The 18,046-nt window shown below is 58.0% G+C and carries 15 protein-coding genes and 1 tRNA gene; 3 read left to right on the top strand and 13 right to left on the bottom strand.

Annotation, left to right across the window (positions count from 1 at the left end):
- The first annotated feature begins 370 nt into the window (after window positions 1-370).
- Complete coding sequence (locus soil367_RS10940; protein ID WP_136549146.1) at window positions 371-1,363, top strand: response regulator; 993 nt, start codon at window positions 371-373, stop codon at window positions 1,361-1,363.
- A 648-nt stretch (window positions 1,364-2,011) separates the two neighbouring features.
- Here the strand turns inward: soil367_RS10940 and soil367_RS10945 are convergent.
- Window positions 2,012-3,160: a CaiB/BaiF CoA transferase family protein gene (locus soil367_RS10945; protein ID WP_136549147.1), complete on the bottom strand. Its 1,149-nt coding sequence runs from the start codon at window positions 3,158-3,160 to the stop codon at window positions 2,012-2,014.
- Window positions 3,161-3,346: 186 nt separating this feature from the next.
- Between soil367_RS10945 and soil367_RS10950 the strand changes: the two genes are divergently transcribed.
- A complete protein-coding gene (locus soil367_RS10950; RefSeq protein ID WP_136549148.1) occupies window positions 3,347-4,387 on the top strand; it encodes an AraC family transcriptional regulator in 1,041 nt (346 codons plus the stop codon).
- A gap of 59 nt (window positions 4,388-4,446) precedes the next feature.
- On the opposite strand, the gene soil367_RS10955 is transcribed toward soil367_RS10950, so the two are convergent.
- Window positions 4,447-5,487, bottom strand: coding sequence for a GGDEF domain-containing protein (locus soil367_RS10955; RefSeq protein WP_136549149.1), 1,041 nt, complete (start codon window positions 5,485-5,487; stop codon window positions 4,447-4,449).
- 207 nt (window positions 5,488-5,694) lie between these two features.
- On the opposite strand from soil367_RS10955, the gene soil367_RS10960 reads away from it, so the two are divergent.
- A tRNA-Met gene (locus soil367_RS10960) sits at window positions 5,695-5,771 on the top strand.
- A 261-nt stretch (window positions 5,772-6,032) separates the two neighbouring features.
- Here the strand turns inward: soil367_RS10960 and rnhB are convergent.
- The 11 genes from rnhB to uppS form a co-directional block, all read right to left on the bottom strand.
- Window positions 6,033-6,668: a ribonuclease HII gene (gene rnhB / locus soil367_RS10965; protein WP_136549150.1), complete on the bottom strand. Its 636-nt coding sequence runs from the start codon at window positions 6,666-6,668 to the stop codon at window positions 6,033-6,035.
- Complete coding sequence (lpxB, locus tag soil367_RS10970) at window positions 6,665-7,864, bottom strand: lipid-A-disaccharide synthase (RefSeq protein WP_425459982.1); 1,200 nt, start codon at window positions 7,862-7,864, stop codon at window positions 6,665-6,667. The genes rnhB and lpxB overlap by 4 nt, the downstream gene beginning before the upstream one ends.
- A gap of 165 nt (window positions 7,865-8,029) precedes the next feature.
- A complete protein-coding gene (gene lpxA / locus soil367_RS10975; protein ID WP_136549152.1) occupies window positions 8,030-8,821 on the bottom strand; it encodes an acyl-ACP--UDP-N-acetylglucosamine O-acyltransferase in 792 nt (263 codons plus the stop codon).
- A complete protein-coding gene (fabZ, locus tag soil367_RS10980) occupies window positions 8,821-9,255 on the bottom strand; it encodes a 3-hydroxyacyl-ACP dehydratase FabZ (RefSeq protein ID WP_425459983.1) in 435 nt (144 codons plus the stop codon). The genes lpxA and fabZ overlap by 1 nt, the downstream gene beginning before the upstream one ends.
- Window positions 9,256-9,387: 132 nt before the next feature.
- Window positions 9,388-10,428: a UDP-3-O-(3-hydroxymyristoyl)glucosamine N-acyltransferase gene (gene lpxD, locus soil367_RS10985; protein ID WP_136549154.1), complete on the bottom strand. Its 1,041-nt coding sequence runs from the start codon at window positions 10,426-10,428 to the stop codon at window positions 9,388-9,390.
- A gap of 128 nt (window positions 10,429-10,556) precedes the next feature.
- Entirely contained in the window at window positions 10,557-11,063 is a 507-nt protein-coding gene (locus tag soil367_RS10990) for an OmpH/Skp family outer membrane protein (protein WP_172962332.1), read from the bottom strand.
- A 51-nt stretch (window positions 11,064-11,114) separates the two neighbouring features.
- The gene (gene bamA / locus soil367_RS10995) at window positions 11,115-13,433 is read right to left on the bottom strand and encodes an outer membrane protein assembly factor BamA (RefSeq protein WP_136549155.1); all 2,319 of its coding nucleotides are present in this window, start codon (window positions 13,431-13,433) and stop codon (window positions 11,115-11,117) included.
- 174 nt (window positions 13,434-13,607) lie between these two features.
- A complete protein-coding gene (rseP, locus tag soil367_RS11000; RefSeq protein WP_136549156.1) occupies window positions 13,608-14,957 on the bottom strand; it encodes an RIP metalloprotease RseP in 1,350 nt (449 codons plus the stop codon).
- Between the two features lie 52 nt (window positions 14,958-15,009).
- Window positions 15,010-16,206, bottom strand: a complete 1,197-nt coding sequence (gene ispC, locus soil367_RS11005; protein ID WP_136549157.1) for a 1-deoxy-D-xylulose-5-phosphate reductoisomerase — start codon at window positions 16,204-16,206, stop codon at window positions 15,010-15,012.
- Window positions 16,207-16,211: 5 nt separating this feature from the next.
- Window positions 16,212-17,063, bottom strand: coding sequence for a phosphatidate cytidylyltransferase (locus soil367_RS11010; protein WP_136549158.1), 852 nt, complete (start codon window positions 17,061-17,063; stop codon window positions 16,212-16,214).
- An 89-nt stretch (window positions 17,064-17,152) separates the two neighbouring features.
- Window positions 17,153-17,947, bottom strand: coding sequence for a polyprenyl diphosphate synthase (uppS, locus tag soil367_RS11015; RefSeq protein WP_136549159.1), 795 nt, complete (start codon window positions 17,945-17,947; stop codon window positions 17,153-17,155).
- Between the last annotated feature and the right edge of the window lie 99 nt (window positions 17,948-18,046).

Here is an 18,046-nt window from a genome sequence, read left to right on the forward strand (position 1 = left end):
GATAGAAGGGTTGGACGTGAGCTATGGCGCTATGGATCTCTGGCCTGCGTTTGCCCGGAGTGTCACCATAAATGGACCGGCAACTGTCGGGCTTCGGCAGGGACAGCGGCACTGGATCAAACTTTTGCAAATTGGGCCAGCAGACACAAGCGGTTAGTTTATAATGGGCCACTTCGGCGTACCAGCGAACCTCTGAATAACTCCGACGCCCTTCTGGCTGAAAGCCCGGGCGGGCGCGACGCAAAAAGCGCTCTTGCGGCAGAGTTGTTCAGAGATTCCCTCGTTCAGCGGTGCATCAGGCTTCAGCGCCGGGCACCCGGCCACCCGGTCCCGCAGTTTTCCCCAACCAGCCGCAGAGTAGTAGCCCGTTATGCCAAATCTCGACTTGCCCATCCTGGTAGTGGACGACGCCAAATTCAGCAGTGCGGTAGTCGCACGAACACTGAAAAGTGCGGGCTATCGGGATGTCCGAATCGCCAACAACGCTGATTCCGCGCTGGCCGAGATGGAAGACCGCGCGGTAAGCGTTCTCATCGCCGACTGGCTGATGCCCCGCATGGATGGACTGGAACTGACTGATCGAGTCCGTCAGATAGACGAACTCAGCGGTCGCTACACCTATGTCATCCTGCTCACCGGAAAGGAGCATGTGAGCGCGCTCACTGAGGCTTTTGATCGCGGCGTCGACGATTTCATCAATAAATCAGACATGAGCAAGCAGCTGTTGCCCCGTGTATTTGCAGCGGACCGCCTGGCAGACCGGCATAACACACTGCTCCTGGCCAACAGGCTACTGGTGGAGAATAACCGGGACCTTGAGTCGCGCAATTATGCTGACCTGGAAACCGGCATGGCCAATGCCCGTTACGCCCGCAAGCGACTGGAACAAAGTCTCCGGCACACCGAGTCGCGCGGCGGGGCGACGGCCTACCTGATTGTCGGCATACGCAACTGGCAGGAGATCAAGCGGCGGCACAATGCCAGCACTCTGGCTGAACTGGCGGCAGGCATCGGCCGTAGACTGACACACCTGATCCGGCCTCTGGATGCGCTCTGCCGTATTGGCGAGAACCAGTTTGCCATTATTGCCCATTTTGCCGAGGTCGAGCACTGTCAGGCAGCGACTTACAAACGCATCCACGACGGCCTCAACCATAAGGCCTTCAAGACCACCGCGGGGTACGTTGCTGTTGAGCCGGGCACTGCACTTTGTGTCTGCGGGGACGGCGACCAGGCGCCCAAGCCTGAAACACTGGAGCGAGCCGCACTGTCAGCCCTGATGCGCTCGTACGAGACCCGAACGCTGGTAACCACCTCCGTCGGCGGCGAAGTGGAAGGGCTTCCCCTTACCGCCAAGCAGTAGGGCTCACGTTAGGCGGTAAGGCTCACGTCAGGCGGTAGTGCTCACGTTACGGTAGTGCTCACGTTACATAGTGTCAGCATGGCTTTACAGAACAGAAACAGAGATCGACGCGCTGATACATTTAACTACAACGTCACAACAGCTCCAGCGCAACACCTGACCTATTATTGAATTGTGGATTTGAGCAGTATCCCCACTGGTGGAGGGTTAGGTAGTACCTCCACCGACAAGTGGGCAACTCCAGCAGATTTCGATCATGTATTCTCCTCATTTGAACGGGCCTCTGGCTCGTTTTTTTTCGTCTGTTGCAAATTTTTCCAAAAGCCAGAGGCTGCTGTTTCCTGCTGAAACTCTCCGGTTACAGCAAATTTACATCATGCTACCCAAGGACACATTTAACTACCGGTGACCAACAGACCGGCGGGCAAAGCTCTCCTATTATGAAAGTGTGGATGCAAGCAGTATCCCCCACAGGTGGAGGGTGAAGCAGTACCTCCACCGTTTAGTGGGAGCATCCAACCGAATCGGACATCGTATTATCCTCTATTCTCCAGCGGACCCCTCGGGATCCGCTTTTTTTTGCATGATTTTCTGTCGCATCTCGTACAAGCGCAGATTGAACAGGGCGCGTTGCGCGGGCGCCCTTCCTTATTTGCTTTTGTGCTCTTCCAGCTCCTGGAGCACGCTCTCGTTATCGGCACCCAGCACCCGTCCCGCAAATCGGCTCTGGCAAGGTGTCTCACTGAATTTGATCGGGTGCCCGAGCTGCCGCTGTTTCTCGCCATCGCCCCGGTCGACCTCGATGACCATGTCCCTGGATGTCAGCTGTGGATGCTCGCTCGCCTCACGAAGTGTCAGGACGGGCTCAACACAAGCCTCCCGGTCGGCGAACACGTGCTGCCAGTGCTCCAGCGGCTGCTCAGCGAAGCGTTCCCGCAAAGTCTGCTTCAGTTGCTGCTGATGCTCCGGTTTTGGGCTCAGCCCCTTGCTTGCCAGCTCTGGACAACCCAACGTCTTGCAAAGCTCCTGCATAAACTGTGGTTCGAGACTACCCACTGCGAGCCAGCGGTTGTCTGCTGTGCGGTAATAGTCATAGAAACTGCCGCCGTTCAGCACATCTGACTCCGGTCCCGGCTGGTGGTCAGCGCCAAGCGCAGCCGCCCCGGCCATCGCATTAAGAGAAAAAGCCGCGTCCGTCATGCTGACATCCACAAACTGCCCTTCCCCGCTCTGCTGGCGATGTATTATTGCCGCGAGAATACCCATAACTGCGTGGTGGGAGCCTCCGGCGACATCCGCCACCTGAATCCCCAGTGGCGGAGGACCGCCCTCAGCACGTCCGCTGTAACTGGCCACACCTGCCAACGCCAGGTAGTTTATGTCGTGCCCGGCGCGCAACCGGTAGGGACCGGTTTGCCCGTAGCCGGTAATAGCGCAATAGATGAGCCGCGGGTTGATTTCCCGAAGAGTGGCATAGCCGACACCCAGCCTGTCCATCACGCCCGGTCGAAACTGCTCGACCACCACGTCGTAGTCCCGGACCAGCGCTTTCACAGTTTCAACACATTCCTGTTGTTTCAGATCCAGGGCCAGTGACCGCTTGCCGCGATTAAGGTAACTGTGCGCCGTCGCCACACCGCGGTCATGCGGGGGCATCACCCTGACCAGATCAAGCCTGGAGGGCGATTCGACCCTCAGGACGTCCGCCCCCATGTCTGCAAGCATCATGGTGGCGTATGGCCCCGGTAAGAGTGTGGTGAAATCCAGTATGCGGATATGCTGTAACGGACCTGACATGGTGTCTCCTCAGTGTGGGCAGGGTGTAACTCTAACGCCTCTGCCCCGGGGGCGAACAAGATCCGTTAAAACCACAATGATTGGCCGATTCGCTCACCCGAACCAGATCACACTAATGCGCCCTGGACGTGAATGACCAGAGGGTTGGTGGTAGGTTTCCCCTTTCCCGAATTACGGACATTCCGCATGAGTGAATTGACGATATCCGCGCACTTTGTTCATGCCGCGCTGGGCGGTGCGAAACGTAACGGTCGTGACACCCGAACCCTGCTGCTGTCGGCCGGGATTTCTCCTGAGTTGCTGAAAGAACCAGGCAGCCGCGTCACGGGGGCACAATACAGCCGCTTGATGCAGACTCTCTGGCAGGAACTGGGCGATGAGTTCATGGGCTTCGCACCTCATCCCAGCAAACCCGGGACATTCGCCACGCTGTGCCTGCTGATTGTCCACGCGGCAAATCTTGAAAGCGTGTACGCTCGCGCACGCCAGTTCTACGGTCTGTTTGACGAGCCCGTGTCACTGCGCCTGCACCAGGACGATACCCAGGCCTACCTGAGCCTGCACTCCAACGTCCCCCTCAGCGACCCGGACCACTTTCTCCAGGAAAGCCTCCTGGTCATCTGGCACCGGCTTTCCTCCTGGTTGATCGGCCAGGGCATCACCCTCGATCAGGTCACTTTCAACTATCCCAGACCGGCACATGGCGATGAATACCGGGGTCTCTTTCACTGCCGATTGGCATTCGACCAGCCGGAGACAGGGCTGAGTTTTCCGGCCCGCTATCTGAAGCTTCCCATTATCCGCGACGAGTACGAGATCAAGGAGTTCCTGAAAACATCACCCGCGGACCTGCTGGCACGGCCCGACGACCGGCACAGCCACACCAGCCAGATCCGCGCCATTATTGGCCGCGACTTCAGCGTTCAGATCGCCGATTTCGAGACCATCGCGCAATCACTCAATATGAGTCCGCAGACACTGCGGCGGCGCCTGAGGGACGAGAACACGTCCTACCAGGAAATCAAAGACAACCTGCGAAGAGACCAGGCAATTTACCTGCTGAACCGCGAGGAGCTGGCGATCAATGATATCGCCTATCGCATCGGTTTTACCGAGCCCTCGACGTTTCACCGGGCGTTCAAGAAGTGGACCGGCGTAACACCCGGGGCATACCGGCAAGGGGAAAGGGACTGGGAGCCAGGGTCGAAGGATTCGGGCGCAAGCTGAAGGTCACCGCCAGGCGCATGGACATGCTCAGAACCCGGCCAATTACCCCTGCAACCGGCCTATAGCGCGGCCTTGCGCTCGCGTTTCAAGGCGTACAATTTTTGATCAGCATGTCTGAGCATATCCTCTGCGTTGAGCCAGTTGGCCTGGCTCGTACTGGCGATGCCGTAGCTGATGCTCGCCACCAGCGCCTTTTGACGCCAGCTAAAAGGTACCTGCTGGAGGTGGGCTTCCATTCGCTCAGCTATGGCCTGAGCAGCACTATAGGTCTGGTTGGGAAGCACGACGACAAATTCATCGCCGGCGTAACGGAAGACTGAGTCATCTTCCCGCAGAAGACTTATAAAAATTCGGGCCAGAAAGCGCAGGTAGGCATCACCGCAGTCATGGCCGTGGGTGTCATTGATCTGTTTGAAGTCGTCGCAATCCATGAAAAGCAGCGAAAGCGGCTGGCCGTAGCGCCTGGCACGACTTAGCTCCTGCGGTAACGCAAGGTCGAGATCGCGCCGATTGCGCAGTCCCGTCAGAGCATCCCGGGTCGCCAGCAGCCTCAATTGCTCGCGTGCCCATACGCTGGAAAAACCGATCGACACCTTTACCGCCAACTGATGAAGAAAAAAGAACTCCATACCCGGCTGGTAGCGCTCTCTGTCACGCGTGCCCAAAATCATCGCGCCGACGATTCGGTCGTCCATCACCAGCGGCAGAATCGCCAGTGAGCCCAGCCGATCGCGGGATGTCGGCGGAATCAGTTGCCGGTAGCGGGCCAGTTCATCCACCAGTACCGGCTCTCGGCGGTTTTCCACCAGGCGCAAGAGATCTACCGTGGCGACCGTCAGGATGGTGTTCAGGGCGCCCTGCTCTCGCAGCGTCTCAGCGAGTCTTGCGTTGGCTTCGATATTACTCAGCACCAGCCAGACGTCATCCAATGCGAAGCGCTCCCGAACCATATCGGTCAGGCGGTCAAAAAAGGCAGCGCAGTCGCTGAGGTTCATCACCTCAACCTCTATCTCAAAAAGTGTCCGGGCGATACGCTCATTATTTCGCGCATGCTCGATCAGCTCGCTGACGTTTAAGGGGTAAAGTTTATCTTCGGACATGGGACATTTTTTCTGGACTCTTGGAATAGCGGCTCGAAGCTGACCTTCGCCAGAGCACCGGAAGAATAATCCCTGTTCTGAGTGCACTGATAACCTTAACTGAAATTAATAGCGACCTTGGAGAGAAACCGCAAGAAAACAAATTCATTTATGAGATGCCCTTGACGGAACGGGAATCCGTGGGTAGTATACGCGCCATCGAGTTGATGCGGGGTGGAGCAGTCTGGTAGCTCGTCGGGCTCATAACCCGAAGGTCGTAGGTTCAAATCCTGCCCCCGCTACCATTATTCAGTACGATTCAGGCCAGCCTTAGCGCTGGCCTTTTTCGTTTCCTGTTCTTGTTCGTTTCCTGTTACAGCATGGCACTTTGGCCTCCGGAAGCGAAATGCCTAACCGCTGCTTTTGATGCACAAGGCTCGCGTTAGTCCTATCCTGTCGCTAAGCCCAGCCCTTCCTGTTTGTTCGCCGCGCCCTCTGTTCCACTTCGGTCTGCATTGCGTATGTGGCCAGGACCATTACCACCCGCCATTCAACGGCTTACCGCATCAGAATAGCTCGGGTTGGATATCAGCCTGTGCGGTCAGTTCGCTGCTGCGCATCAAATCCCGTACGGGCTTGAAAGAGGACCGGTGGATCGGGCTGGCACCATGCAACTGCAGGGCTTCGAAGTGCTGAGCCGTCGGGTAGCCCTTGTGCTGGGCCAGGCCATAGCCTGGGTATAGTCGGTCGAGCACACACATTTCCCGATCCCGGCTAACCTTTGCAACGATGGAGGCAGCGCTGATGCAAGGCACACGTCCGTCGCCCTTGACCACAGCCTCACTTGCCCATTGCCAGGGCGGGCATCGATTACCGTCTACCAGCACGTACTCGGGCGCCTGAGAGAGCGCCTGTACCGCCCGGGTCATGGCCAGTAAGGTCGCGTGAAATATGTTCAGGCGGTCGATCTCCTCGACCTCACAGCGGCCAACCGCCCATGCCAAAGCGTCGGCCGTGATTCGTTCGAACAGAGCCTCCCGGCGAGCTTCGGACAAGATCTTGGAATCCGCCAGGTCTGGGATGGGTTTTTCCGGGTCGAGAATCACCGCGGCGGTAACGACCGGCCCGGCCAGAGGGCCACGGCCAACCTCGTCAACGCCAGCCAGCAGCGTTCCCTGGTACTGGCAGATAAAAGGCGTCATAAGGCGTGCACCGTTCGGTGCTGTCCAGCACGGGTAGATGCCTTATCCTGCAGCAGCGCAACAATGGCATCAGCTGCCCTTTGACTGGCGTTGCGACGCAAAGCCAGATGTACGGTGTGGAAAGCCTCCTGTTCCAGCGCTATGCGACCGGGGTCGTCGAGACGACGCAGTACAGCCTCTGCCAGCGCTTCAGGCGTTGCCGCGTCCTGGATCAACTCCGGCACCAGCGGCTCAGGCGTCAGCAGGTTAGGCAGAGCAATGTGGGTTATCCGCACCATGCGCGAGACGATTCGGAAACTCATAGGGGAGAGCCTGTAGGCGACGACCATCGGACGCTTCAGCAGCATGGCTTCAAGCGTGGCCGTACCGGACGCCAGTAATACGACGTCAGCCGCGGCCATGGCCGCCCGGGAACGACCCAGAACCAGGGAAACGCTCTCGCCCAGGCCGGAGTGTTCGTCGAGATAGGCCTGCATCTGGCGTAGCCGGTCTGCGTTTATACAGGGAACGATAAAACGGAGATTCGGCCGCGACTTCAACAGCCTGAGTGCGGTTTGCAAAAATAGCGGCCCCAGCCGGGACAGCTCTCCACCGCGACTGCCCGGTAACAATGCCACCATCGGCTGATCAGCCGCCAACCCCAGGTCCTGGCGTGACTGCAGAGTGGGCGGCTGTAAAGGAATAGTATCGGCCAGAGGGTGGCCAACAAACGAGACGGGCACTCGATGCTCTTCGTAGAACTTCGCTTCGAAAGGAAGCAGCGTCAGCATCAGGTCGACACTTTTGGCGATGCCATGGATTCGACCCTGTCGCCAGGCCCAAACCGACGGACTGACATAATGTACGGTCGTGGTCCCGCGCTCCCGTAACTGCCGTTCCAGTCCAAGCGTGAAATCGGGCGAATCAATGCCTATCAGAACCAGTGGCGGATTGGCGGTGAAAAAGTCGCGCAGCCGTTTGCGGATAGCGAATAATTCCCTGAGCCGGCCAACGACCTCCACCAGCCCCATAACCGAAAGCCGCTCCATGGGAACCAACGATTGAAAGCCTTCCGCCTGCATCTCGGTACCACCTATGCCAATAAAGCGGGCATTGGGGTAACGTTGCCGTAGCGCAGCAATTAACCCGGCACCCAGGATGTCGCCGGAAGCTTCACCTGCGACGATCCCCACTGTGACGGGAGCAGAACTGACGATGCCTTGCTGGATTACAGGCTGGACTACATCCGGTTCAGTCGGGTGTCTGGACTGGGGCATGGTTACTTCATTTTGTAATGGGCTGACGCCGGTGCTGGGCCGGGGCGCTTGCGAGCAGTAATGCTAGCGCACTGTGCAGCAACGCTAGCGCACTATGTAGTAATGCTAACGTACTATGCCCCGCTTGGTGCGCTCGAGCGTTTCCAGCAGAACCTTGATCTCAGGACTGTCTCCGTACTCTTCGCGAATGGCGTCGATAGCCTGCTTCAACGTCAGGGCCTGGCGGTAAAGAACCTTGTAGGCCCTGCGCAGCGTTGTGATTGCTTCTGGCGAGAAACCCCGCCTGCGCAGCCCCTCCGCATTAAGACCGAAAGCCGACGCCGACTGGCCACTCGCCATGACATAAGCCGGAATATCCTTCAGGACGATACTGCCCCCGGCACTCATGCTGTGCGGACCTATATTGCAGAACTGGTGCACCATAGTACCGCCGCCCAGCACCGCCCAGTCGCCTACTTCAACATGTCCGGCAAGCGTGGCATTGTTGGCCAGTATGGTGTTATTGCCAACGGTACAGTCATGCGCGACATGGACGTAAGCCATCAGTAAATTGGCATTACCGATGCGGGTTTCACCCCGGTCCTGGACCGTTCCCCGATGGATCGTGCAACCCTCCCGGATGACATTGTCGTCGCCGATCACAAGCGTAGTGGGTTCACCAGCGTACTTTTTGTCCTGGCACTCCTCGCCCACGCTGGAAAACTGGAATATGCGGTTGTTGCGACCGATCCTGGTCGGGCCTTTGATTACTACATGAGACATGATCTCCGTGCCGTCGCCAACCTCGACGCCAGCGCCGATATAGGACCAGGGACCAACGGTAACGTCTTTTCCCAGACTCGCACCGGGCTCCACAATCGCCTGGGGATGGACGCCCTCCAGTGCATTCTGTGTCATCAGACTACTCTCTTCGCCGTCATAATCTCTGCCACACAGGCAACCTCGCCGTCCACCAGTGCCCGGCAATCAAACTTCCAGATATTGTGCTTGCTCGCGCGCAAATCCGCTTCCAGGCGCAATTGATCACCGGGCACTATAGGCCGCTTGAAGCGTACATTGTTGGCGCCCGCGAGATAATGGGTAACACCATCTGAGGGCCGCGTGCCTTCGGTCATGAAACCCAGAATGCCGGACAACTGAGCCAGTGCTTCGACCACAAGAACGCCTGGCATTATCGGCTTGCCGGGAAAATGGCCGTTGAAAAAATCCTCATTAATGGAGATATTTTTATAGCCCACAATCCGCTGGCCTTTTTCGACCTCCAGGACGCGATCCACCAATAAAAACGGATATCGATGCGGCAAATACTCCATAATTTCTTCAATGTGCATCATCAGGAGCCTCAGACTCTCAACATAGTAGTAGTGCTCAAACGTTCAGTGTCCTGAGCGCCTAGAAAAACGGAAGCAGTGCCCCGGTCGCTAGTGTCCTGTCCGGGTAATCCGAATTACCCGGACAGGACACTAGCCTGAACCGGTCAGCTGTTCCACCTGCTTTTCCAACTGTTTTATCCGCCTGGCCATCTCGTCCAGTTGCCGGAACCGGACAACGCTTTTTCGCCACTTGCGGTTGTCCTCAACGCCTGTACCCGACGAGTAAACGCCGGGCTCCTTGATATCGTGCGTCACCATGGCCATTCCGGTCAGGTGCACCTGGTCGGCCACCGTCAGATGGCCACTGATACAGCTGCCGCCGCCTACGACACAGTTGCGCCCGATGGTGGAACTCCCGGCCACGCCTGCGCACCCTGCCAGCGCAGTTTGCTCACCAATCACAACGTTGTGGGCGATCATTACCAGGTTATCCAGTTTCACGCCGTTGCCGATGCGGGTGTCCTCCAGCGCGCCACGGTCGATGGTCGTATTGGCGCCCACCTCAACGTCGTTACCAAGCCGCACGCCCCCGAGCTGGGCAATCTTGACCCACTCGCCCTTGTCATTGGCATAGCCAAAGCCGTCAGCTCCGATAACCGCGCCAGAATGCACGATGCAGCGTTCGCCCAGGTGGACGTCGTGATAGAGGGTGCAATTCGGATATATTCGCGAACCCGGCCCAATGGTCGAGGCCGCGCCGACGAACACGCCGGCGCCGATACTGACATTATCTTCGATGATCACATTGGCGCTAATAATCGCTCGCGGTCCAATCACCGCTGATTGCGCGACCCGAGCGCTGGGGTCAACCGACGCCGATGGGTCAATTCCCGCATCCAGCTGTGGTTCCTTGCTAAAACGGTGGCTCAGGCGAGCATAGCCGAGGTAGGGGTTGTCCATAATTAGGACATTGGTCGGACACTGCGCGGCCGCAGCATCATTGAGAATTACTGCAGATGCCCGGGTATCGGCCAGATAGCGCGCGTAAGTCGGGTTAGAGAGAAATGCCAGATCGCCCTCGCCGGCTCCGGAAAGCGTAGCTATGCCCTTGATCGGCGTGCCAGCGTCGCCTCTCAGCTCAGCGCCCAGTAACGTAGCGATCTCACCCAGGGTGATTACGTTATGATTCATAAGTTCTCTTTCCCGCAAAGCAGGTTCGTGCAAAGCTGATTCCTGCAAACCCGGCTCCTGCAGACGCAGCACACCAGCCGCAGCCAGCGCCCGGCCGTTCATCTTTGTTCCGGCAGCAGCGGCGTCGCTCAGTCATTGAGACGCTTGATAAGTTCATCGGTCAGGTCCAGCTCAGGCTTGGCAAAAACGACGGCCTCCCGAGGCAGAATAAGATCAAGCTCGCGCTCCTTCAGAATGTTTTCAAGTGCGGCGTCGATCTCCGGCTGAGCCTTCTGCAAAAACTGCGCGCGCTGCTCACTCACCGCCTGGTCGAGCTGCTGGCGGCGCTGGTTAAACTCCCGGACCTTGCCTTCAAACTCACGCGCGGCTTTGTTGCGCTCGCTTTCATTCATCATCGCTCCGTCACTTTCCAGGCGGTCCCGCATCGCACTTGCTTCCTGCTGCAGCTTACGGATGCTTTCTTCCTCGCCCTTGAACTGCGATTGCAGACTTTCCGTGAAGGACTGGGCATCGTCAGAGGTGAAAACCGCCCTTCGCAGGTCGATCACGCCGACCTTCAGTTCGGCGGCCAGAGGCGCCGAGAGAGTGAGAAGTACCAGAAGACCGATCATTTTGAGCTGTTGTACGGGACGCATAATATTGCTCCTCTTGTATGAACCGTGATCCGCCCCGAAGGGCAGTGCTTATCAGAACTGCTGACCCAGGGAGAACTGGAATACCTGGGTATCGTCGCCGCTCTTATCATTCAGTGGTTTAGCCAGACTGAACGCCAGGGGGCCTATGGCCGTAATCCACTGGAAGCTCAGGCCAGCACTTGTGCGTAGCTCACCAAGCTCGGGATCAAACCCACGCGCAGTGTCGAAAACATTGCCGGCATCCAGAAACAGACTCGTACGCATGGAACGGTTATCCCCCGCGAACGGTGTCGGAAAAATCAGTTCAGCCGAAGCTTCGGTCAGTACGTTGCCGCCAAACGGCCGCTCGCGCCGCCAGTCATTGGGGTTGCGCGTGGCATTGAGACCCAGGGAGTTAGCCTCATACCCGCGCACTGAGCCATAGCCGCCTGAGAAGAAATGCTCATAAAATGGCATAAGGCTGTCACTGCCGTAACCATCGCCATAGCCGAGCTCCGTCCGCAGGCGCAGGCCCCAGGTCTGGGCCGCGTTGAACGGCTCCAGGTACTCGGCTCTGTGAGTGAGCCGGTAATAGGTCAGGTCACTGCCAGGTGCTGCTATTTCCGCCGAAACCGCGTTCATGAGCCCATCGGTCGGAAGAACGCCCCGGTTGCGGGAGTCACGCGTCCAGGAGGCGTTCAGCAGATAGGCATCGAAGCCCTTGCCCTCCTCCTCGATGAACTGCTCGATCTCGACCGCCGGCACATCGTTGACATCGATGTTGGAGCGCGAATAGCCCACGCCGAAATTAAGACGGGTGATGCTGTCTATCGGATAACCGAAGTTCATCCGGGCCGTGTAGTTGTCCAGTACGAAAGACGAGATATCTTCCTCGGCATAGTCCGTCTCTTTCGCAGACAGGCTGAAGCCTCGGCTTACGCCATCGACCGTGTAATACGGGTTGGTGTACGAGATGTTCGCCGCCTTGACCGACTCACTCGAGTTCACCCCAAAACCCACGCGCCGACCGGTTCCGAAGAAATTGCGTTCTGAAATGTTGAGGCCGAGGATAATACCGGCTGACTGTGAAAAACCCACGGAAGCAGAGAGGCTGCCGGTGGCCTGCTCCGTCACCGCATAGTTGACATCAACCTGATCATCCCGACCCGGAACAGGACGTGTTTCCACCTCTACCTGCTCGAAAAAGCCAAGGCGCTCCAGCCGCACCTTGGAGGCTTCTATAAGATCGGTCGACGCCACGGCTCCCTCGATCTGGACCATTTCCTGGCGCAGCACTTCGTCGTGGGTTGCCGTATTGCCTTCAAAGGTAATCCGTCGAACGTAGGTTCGCTCACCGGGCTCAACCATGAAAGTCACGCTGGCTGTTTTATCATCGTGCGCCTGCGGCACCGCACTGACGTTGGCAAAGGTGTAGCCCTCCCGGCCTAGCCGCCGCGAGAGCGTCTCAGAGGTCTGGTTAAGGCGAGCACGGGAGAAGACGTCGCCCTCGTCAATCCGGACAAACTTTCGTAGTTCTTCCTCGCCAACAATCAGGTCGCCGCGAATTTCGACGTCCCGGATACGGTACTGTTCGCCTTCATTAACCGAAAGACTGATAAAAACCTGTTTTTTGTCAGGTGAGATGGAAACCTGCGTCGACTCAAACCCGAAATCGATATAGCCCTGATCGAGGTAATAGGAGCGAATTCGTTCCAGGTCCCCACTCAGGCGCTCCCTCGAATACTTGTCAGCATTCGTAATTGACGCCCAAAGCCCGCCCGCACTCAGCTCCATCAGGTCAATCAGCTCGTCGTCGGTGAAGGCCTCGTTACCGATTATGTTGATGTGGCGGATAGCTGCGACTTCGCCTTCGTTAATATCCAGCTTCAACTTGACGCGGTTCCGCTCAAGCTCTTCCACCTCTCCGGTCACGCGGGAGCTATAGCGCCCCTGGGCTACGTATGAACGCTGTATCTCTAGCTCAATCCGTTCCAAGGTCGCACGTTTGAAGACCTGCCCTTCCTGCAGCCCGGCGTTCTCCAGAGCCTTCATCAGCTGATCAGTTTCAATAGCCTTGTTGCCTTCAATTTCTATACTGCTGATGGCCGGACGTTCCTGCAGTTCCAGAATCAGTACGTCATCGTCCCGGTAAACTTCAATGTCGGTAAACAAACCGCTCTGGAAGAGCGTGCGTATTGCTTCCGCCAGGGCGATCTCGTCAACTTCGTCGCCAATCTGAACTGGCAGGGTGCTGAAAACCGTCCCGGCAGAGACGCGCTGGAGTCCGCGCAGCTCGATATCGGAAACCACAAACTCATCGGCCTGGACCGGCGCAATTACACATAACGCCAGCGCGGAGGCGAGAAGAAAACTCAGCAGAGGATGTCTCATGCAGTCAATAAGCCTGTATCACGCGGAGAAACGGCGTCAGTAAAAGCCGCATTCCAGAACGGATGACTCCCGTCTGGGCGCTGCGCTGGTCTGACCTTGAGGTGCGGTATTCGCAGGAAGGCAGATCCCGAGCAACTGCAGCGCTCAGGCGGGGATTTCGAAAAGACGCAATTTTCACAACCGCATCAGGTCATTGTAAAGAGCGACGAACATCAAGGCGAGAATCAGGGCGATACCGACCCGCATCCCGAACCCTTGGACGCGCTCCGACAGGGGCTTTCCCCGTACCGCTTCAATTCCGTAAAAAAGAATATGGCCACCGTCGAGTACAGGCACGGGCAACAGGTTAAGAATGCCCAGCGTGATACTGAGATAGGCCAGAAAGCGAATAAAGTCCTCAAAGCCGGAACTCGCAGTCGCCTCAGCAACCCGGGCGATAGTAATGGGTCCGCTCAGATTTTGCACCGACAGTAAGCCGGTGACCATTTTCTTGACCGCGATCACCGTCATGCGGGTATCCCGCCAGAACAGATCCAGCGCTGCAGGAACCGCGGCAATGGGACCAAAGCGCGTCGTTCGCAGATACTCCTCGGGCCACTCTACGGGCTTAACCCCGGCCCCGATGAACCCGACCGATTCGCCCTCGGCATTTTCGCGCGAGCGTGGCACTACCGTAAGATCAATCAGCGCACCATCCCGTCTTACGGTCAGTGTCAGGGATTCATTGGCCGAGGCCTGGAGGCGATCGACCACATCGCGCCACTGGGGCACATCGCTGCCGTCGATCGCAATAATCTTGTCGCCAGGCTCAAGCCCTGCCTCAGCCGCAGGCTCACCGGGCACCGTTTCGCTGATCACAGCAGGAACCGGGGGTTGCCAGGGCCTTATGCCGAACTGTCTGATCGGGTCAGGGTCGCGCTCATCGGCAAGCCAGCCGCCAAGCTCAGCCTCGCGCTGTTCAGTCTGGCCGTTTCGGAAAAGCGTAAACTGAACAGTGTCATGCTCTCCCGCTCGCTGGATCAGCGACATGCCGACCTGGCGCCAGGACGAGACCGGCTCACCGTCGATAGCCTGAATCTCCATGCCCTGCTCAAGCGCCATCCGGTCTGCCGGGGACCCCGGCTCCACCTGCCCGACAATCGGGGCAACCGAGACGAAGCCGACCATACCCAGGACCCAATAGGCCACAATGGCAAAAAGAAAGTTGGCCAGAGGGCCAGCAGATGCAATAGCAATTCGCTTGCCGGGGGATTTACGATTAAACGCCTGCTCCAATTGCTCGGCTTTTACCTCCCCCTCCCGTTCATCCAGCATCTTTACGTAGCCGCCAAGAGGAATCGCGGCCAGCGCGAACTCGGTCCCGTGCCGGTCATACCAGGAATAGAACGGCTTACCAAACCCTACCGAAAAGCGCAGAACTCGAACGCCGCAAAGCCTGGCCACAAGAAAATGGCCGTATTCGTGCACGGTGACCAGAATTCCCAGGGTCACCGCCAGGGCCAGAATTGTTTGGATGAATTGCATGCAGCTCCAGCCAGGGGGTCAGTTGTGATACCAGAAACAGATTTAAAAAACTCTACTGAAAACGGCGAAGCTGAACCTGAGCTTCGGCACGGGCAGCATGGTCCGCCGCCAGAATTTCTTCCAGGGTCGTTGCCGGGCTCACCGGGGCCGACGACAGCACTGTCTCAATGACTGACGCGATGCCAGTGAAGCTTAAATTGCCGGCCAGGAACGCCTCAACAGCCACTTCGTTGGCCGCGTTCAGCACAACCGGCCCGGTTCCGCCTGCCTTAAAGGCCTCGGCCGCCAGATCCAGACACGGGAAACGCTTCCGGTCCGGCTTCTCAAAATGAAAACTTCCCAGGGCGAAAAGATCCAGGGACTCGACCCCTGAATCAATCCGCTCAGGCCATGCCAGGCCGTTGGCGATCGGCGTACGCATGTCAGGACTACCCAACTGGGCTATGACCGAACCATCCAGATATTCAACCATAGAATGGATAATACTCTCGGGATGGACGTGCACTTCGACCCGCGAAGGTTCCGTATTAAAGAGCCAGCATGCTTCGATAAGTTCCAGGCCTTTGTTCATAAGCGTGGCGGAGTCTACAGAGATTTTGCGTCCCATGGACCAGTTGGGGTGTGCGCAGGCCTGATCCGGGGTGACTTTTTGCAGCATTTCAGCACTGCTGAGCCTGAACGGCCCGCCGGAAGCGGTCAAAAGAATCCGCCTCACACCGGCCCCTTGAAGATCACGAGATTGGCCGACCGGAAGGCATTGGAATATGGCGTTGTGCTCACTGTCTATCGGCAGCAACTCAGCGCCACTCTCAACCACTGCATCCATGAACAGAGCCCCGCTCATGACCAAAGCTTCCTTGTTGGCCAGAAGCACCCGCTTGCCCGCCCGCACCGCGGCGAGCGTGGGCACCAGGCCGGCTGCGCCGACAATGGCGGCCATGACCGTGTCTGCCTCGGGCGCGGCGGCGACTTCGCAGAGATTCTGATTTCCGCCGAGAACTTGTGTGCTGTGCCCCGGACCAAGCAGTTCGACCAGACGCGGAACCAGGGTTTCGTCAGCGATCACCGCGTAGCGCGGATGACAGCGCCGGCAGATTGCGGCGAGCTCATCTACGCTGCGGTGCGCGGTGACCGCATAAACAGAGAAGCGCTCAGGATGTCGCGCTATGACGTCGAGTGTGCTTTGCCCGATCGAACCCGTGGCCCCCAGGATGGTAACCTGGCGCGGCAGGCCATAACCTGCATCCATGCGCGTCACGCGATGGCGGCCGGCGACAGCCATCCGGCCAGCGTCAGCAGCAAAGCGAACACCGGCAGCGCCGCAGTGAGACTGTCCACCCGATCGAGAACACCGCCGTGGCCCGGAAGAAGCTGGCTGCTGTCCTTTACGCCGCGCAGCCGCTTGAGCATACTTTCGTAAAGATCTCCCAGAACGGACACTAACGCTGTTACGCCGCTGATGAGAATCAGCCCGACAGCCTGGCCGAAACCACATTCCGCCAGCCATGCGACCACGGCCGCTAGCAGCAGCGCCGCTGCGACACCGCCATAGACACCAGCCCATGATTTCCCGGGACTGACATTGGGAGCGAGCTTACGTTTTCCCCAGGCCCGACCCGCGAAATACGCTCCAATGTCCGCAATCCAGACAATGCAGAAAGCGAACAGGATCAACAGTAGATTGTTGTCCAGACGCCCCAGCGAGAAATCACCGCTGCGCAGGTAATTGAGCCCCAGCCACGCCCCCACCAGAACCGGCAACCCCATCAGAAGTCGCACAGGTGTCGGCTCCCAGAGAGCCGTTCCGGAAGGATAGCGCGACACCAGCCAGAACGAGCAGACCCACCAGGCCAGGACCAGCCAAAGCACCGCCAGCGTGTAGCCCGCGGTTGCAAACAGTGATGCCGCCATTACAGCACCGATCACCAGTGCATAGATTACTCGTGCCGCGTTAGCGCTGACGCCGGAAAGGTTAGCCCACTCCCAGCCGCCGATAGCCACGAGGATACCGGTGAATATGGCAAACCCCAGAGGCGGCAGAAAAAACAGTCCGCCGACTATGATGGGCGCGAGGATGAGTGCAGTAATGACGCGTTGCTTGAGCACTTTGACTTGCGGTCCTTCTGGCTGATCTGTCTGCAGTGAAACTGATCTTACAACGTTACACTGCGAAACAGGTCTATGGTCTTTCAAGGCTAGCGGTTGGCCTGACGAAGAAGAGGCGTTTCGGAAGACACGGCGTCTACCTGATCGTCAGTACGTCCGAACCGACGTTTACGCAGGGAATAGTCTTCAAGCGCTTTCTGCATCTCTTCGTGCTTGAAATCAGGCCAGTATACCGGGGAGAAGTAGAATTCCGTATAGGCGAGGTGCCAGAGCATGAAGTTGCTGATCCGCTTTTCGCCCGCCGTGCGGATCATCAGATCCGGGTGCGGAAGATCCCCCAACGCCAGCCGGCTTTGCAGCGCTGCCTCATCAATAGCATCGGGGCTCAGGGAGCCCTCTGCGACGTCCATAGCCAGACTACGGGCTGCCTGAGTCAGGTCCCACTGGCCACCGTAGTTTGCAGCAATCACCAGCGTCATACCGGAATTGGCCGCCGTCAACTCTTCGGCAGCAGCCATGTGCTCCTGCAACACCTTGCTGAAACGGCTCTTCTCTCCAATGATACGAAGGCGGATATTGTTGCGGTGCAGCTTTCTGACCTCCCGCTTGAGGGCGATGAGAAACAGCTTCATCAGTGCCCCAACCTCCTCTTCAGGTCGGCGCCAGTTTTCGCTGCTGAACGCAAAAAGAGTCAATACTTCGACCGCCTCCTGGGCACAGGTTTCCACAACCGCCCGCACTGCATCGACCCCCGCCTTGTGGCCTGCTATCCCGCGCAGACGCTTGAGCTTGGCCCAGCGGTTGTTACCATCCATGATAATCGCCACGTGCCGAGGCATGGCAGGCGCCTCAACCGGAACCGTCGTGGAGATTTGTTCGGACATACTTACCCCGAGTCAGATGGTTCAGAAAGCGTCAAAGGCCGCTGTGCCCCAATGGCCGTGCAGGACAGCAGGCCGATTTCGGGTCGCAGTCTTTGCAAC

Source organism: Hydrocarboniclastica marina, assembly GCF_004851605.1.
Taxonomy (GTDB): domain Bacteria; phylum Pseudomonadota; class Gammaproteobacteria; order Pseudomonadales; family Oleiphilaceae; genus Hydrocarboniclastica; species Hydrocarboniclastica marina.

Excerpts from the sequence above, each read along its gene's own strand:
- soil367_RS10940 (WP_136549146.1), top strand. The coding sequence starts at position 371 with ATGCCAAATCTCGACTTGCCCATCCTGGTAGTGGACGACGCCAAATTC.
- soil367_RS10945 (WP_136549147.1), bottom strand. The coding sequence starts at position 3,160 with ATGTCAGGTCCGTTACAGCATATCCGCATACTGGATTTCACCACACTC.
- soil367_RS10950 (WP_136549148.1), top strand. The coding sequence starts at position 3,347 with ATGAGTGAATTGACGATATCCGCGCACTTTGTTCATGCCGCGCTGGGC.
- soil367_RS10955 (WP_136549149.1), bottom strand. The coding sequence starts at position 5,487 with ATGTCCGAAGATAAACTTTACCCCTTAAACGTCAGCGAGCTGATCGAG.
- rnhB (WP_136549150.1), bottom strand. The coding sequence starts at position 6,668 with ATGACGCCTTTTATCTGCCAGTACCAGGGAACGCTGCTGGCTGGCGTT.
- lpxA (WP_136549152.1), bottom strand. The coding sequence starts at position 8,821 with ATGACACAGAATGCACTGGAGGGCGTCCATCCCCAGGCGATTGTGGAG.
- fabZ (WP_425459983.1), bottom strand. The coding sequence starts at position 9,255 with ATGCACATTGAAGAAATTATGGAGTATTTGCCGCATCGATATCCGTTT.
- lpxD (WP_136549154.1), bottom strand. The coding sequence starts at position 10,428 with ATGAATCATAACGTAATCACCCTGGGTGAGATCGCTACGTTACTGGGC.
- soil367_RS10990 (WP_172962332.1), bottom strand. The coding sequence starts at position 11,063 with ATGCGTCCCGTACAACAGCTCAAAATGATCGGTCTTCTGGTACTTCTC.
- bamA (WP_136549155.1), bottom strand. The coding sequence starts at position 13,433 with ATGAGACATCCTCTGCTGAGTTTTCTTCTCGCCTCCGCGCTGGCGTTA.
- rseP (WP_136549156.1), bottom strand. The coding sequence starts at position 14,957 with ATGCAATTCATCCAAACAATTCTGGCCCTGGCGGTGACCCTGGGAATT.
- ispC (WP_136549157.1), bottom strand. The coding sequence starts at position 16,206 with ATGGATGCAGGTTATGGCCTGCCGCGCCAGGTTACCATCCTGGGGGCC.
- uppS (WP_136549159.1), bottom strand. The coding sequence starts at position 17,947 with ATGTCCGAACAAATCTCCACGACGGTTCCGGTTGAGGCGCCTGCCATG.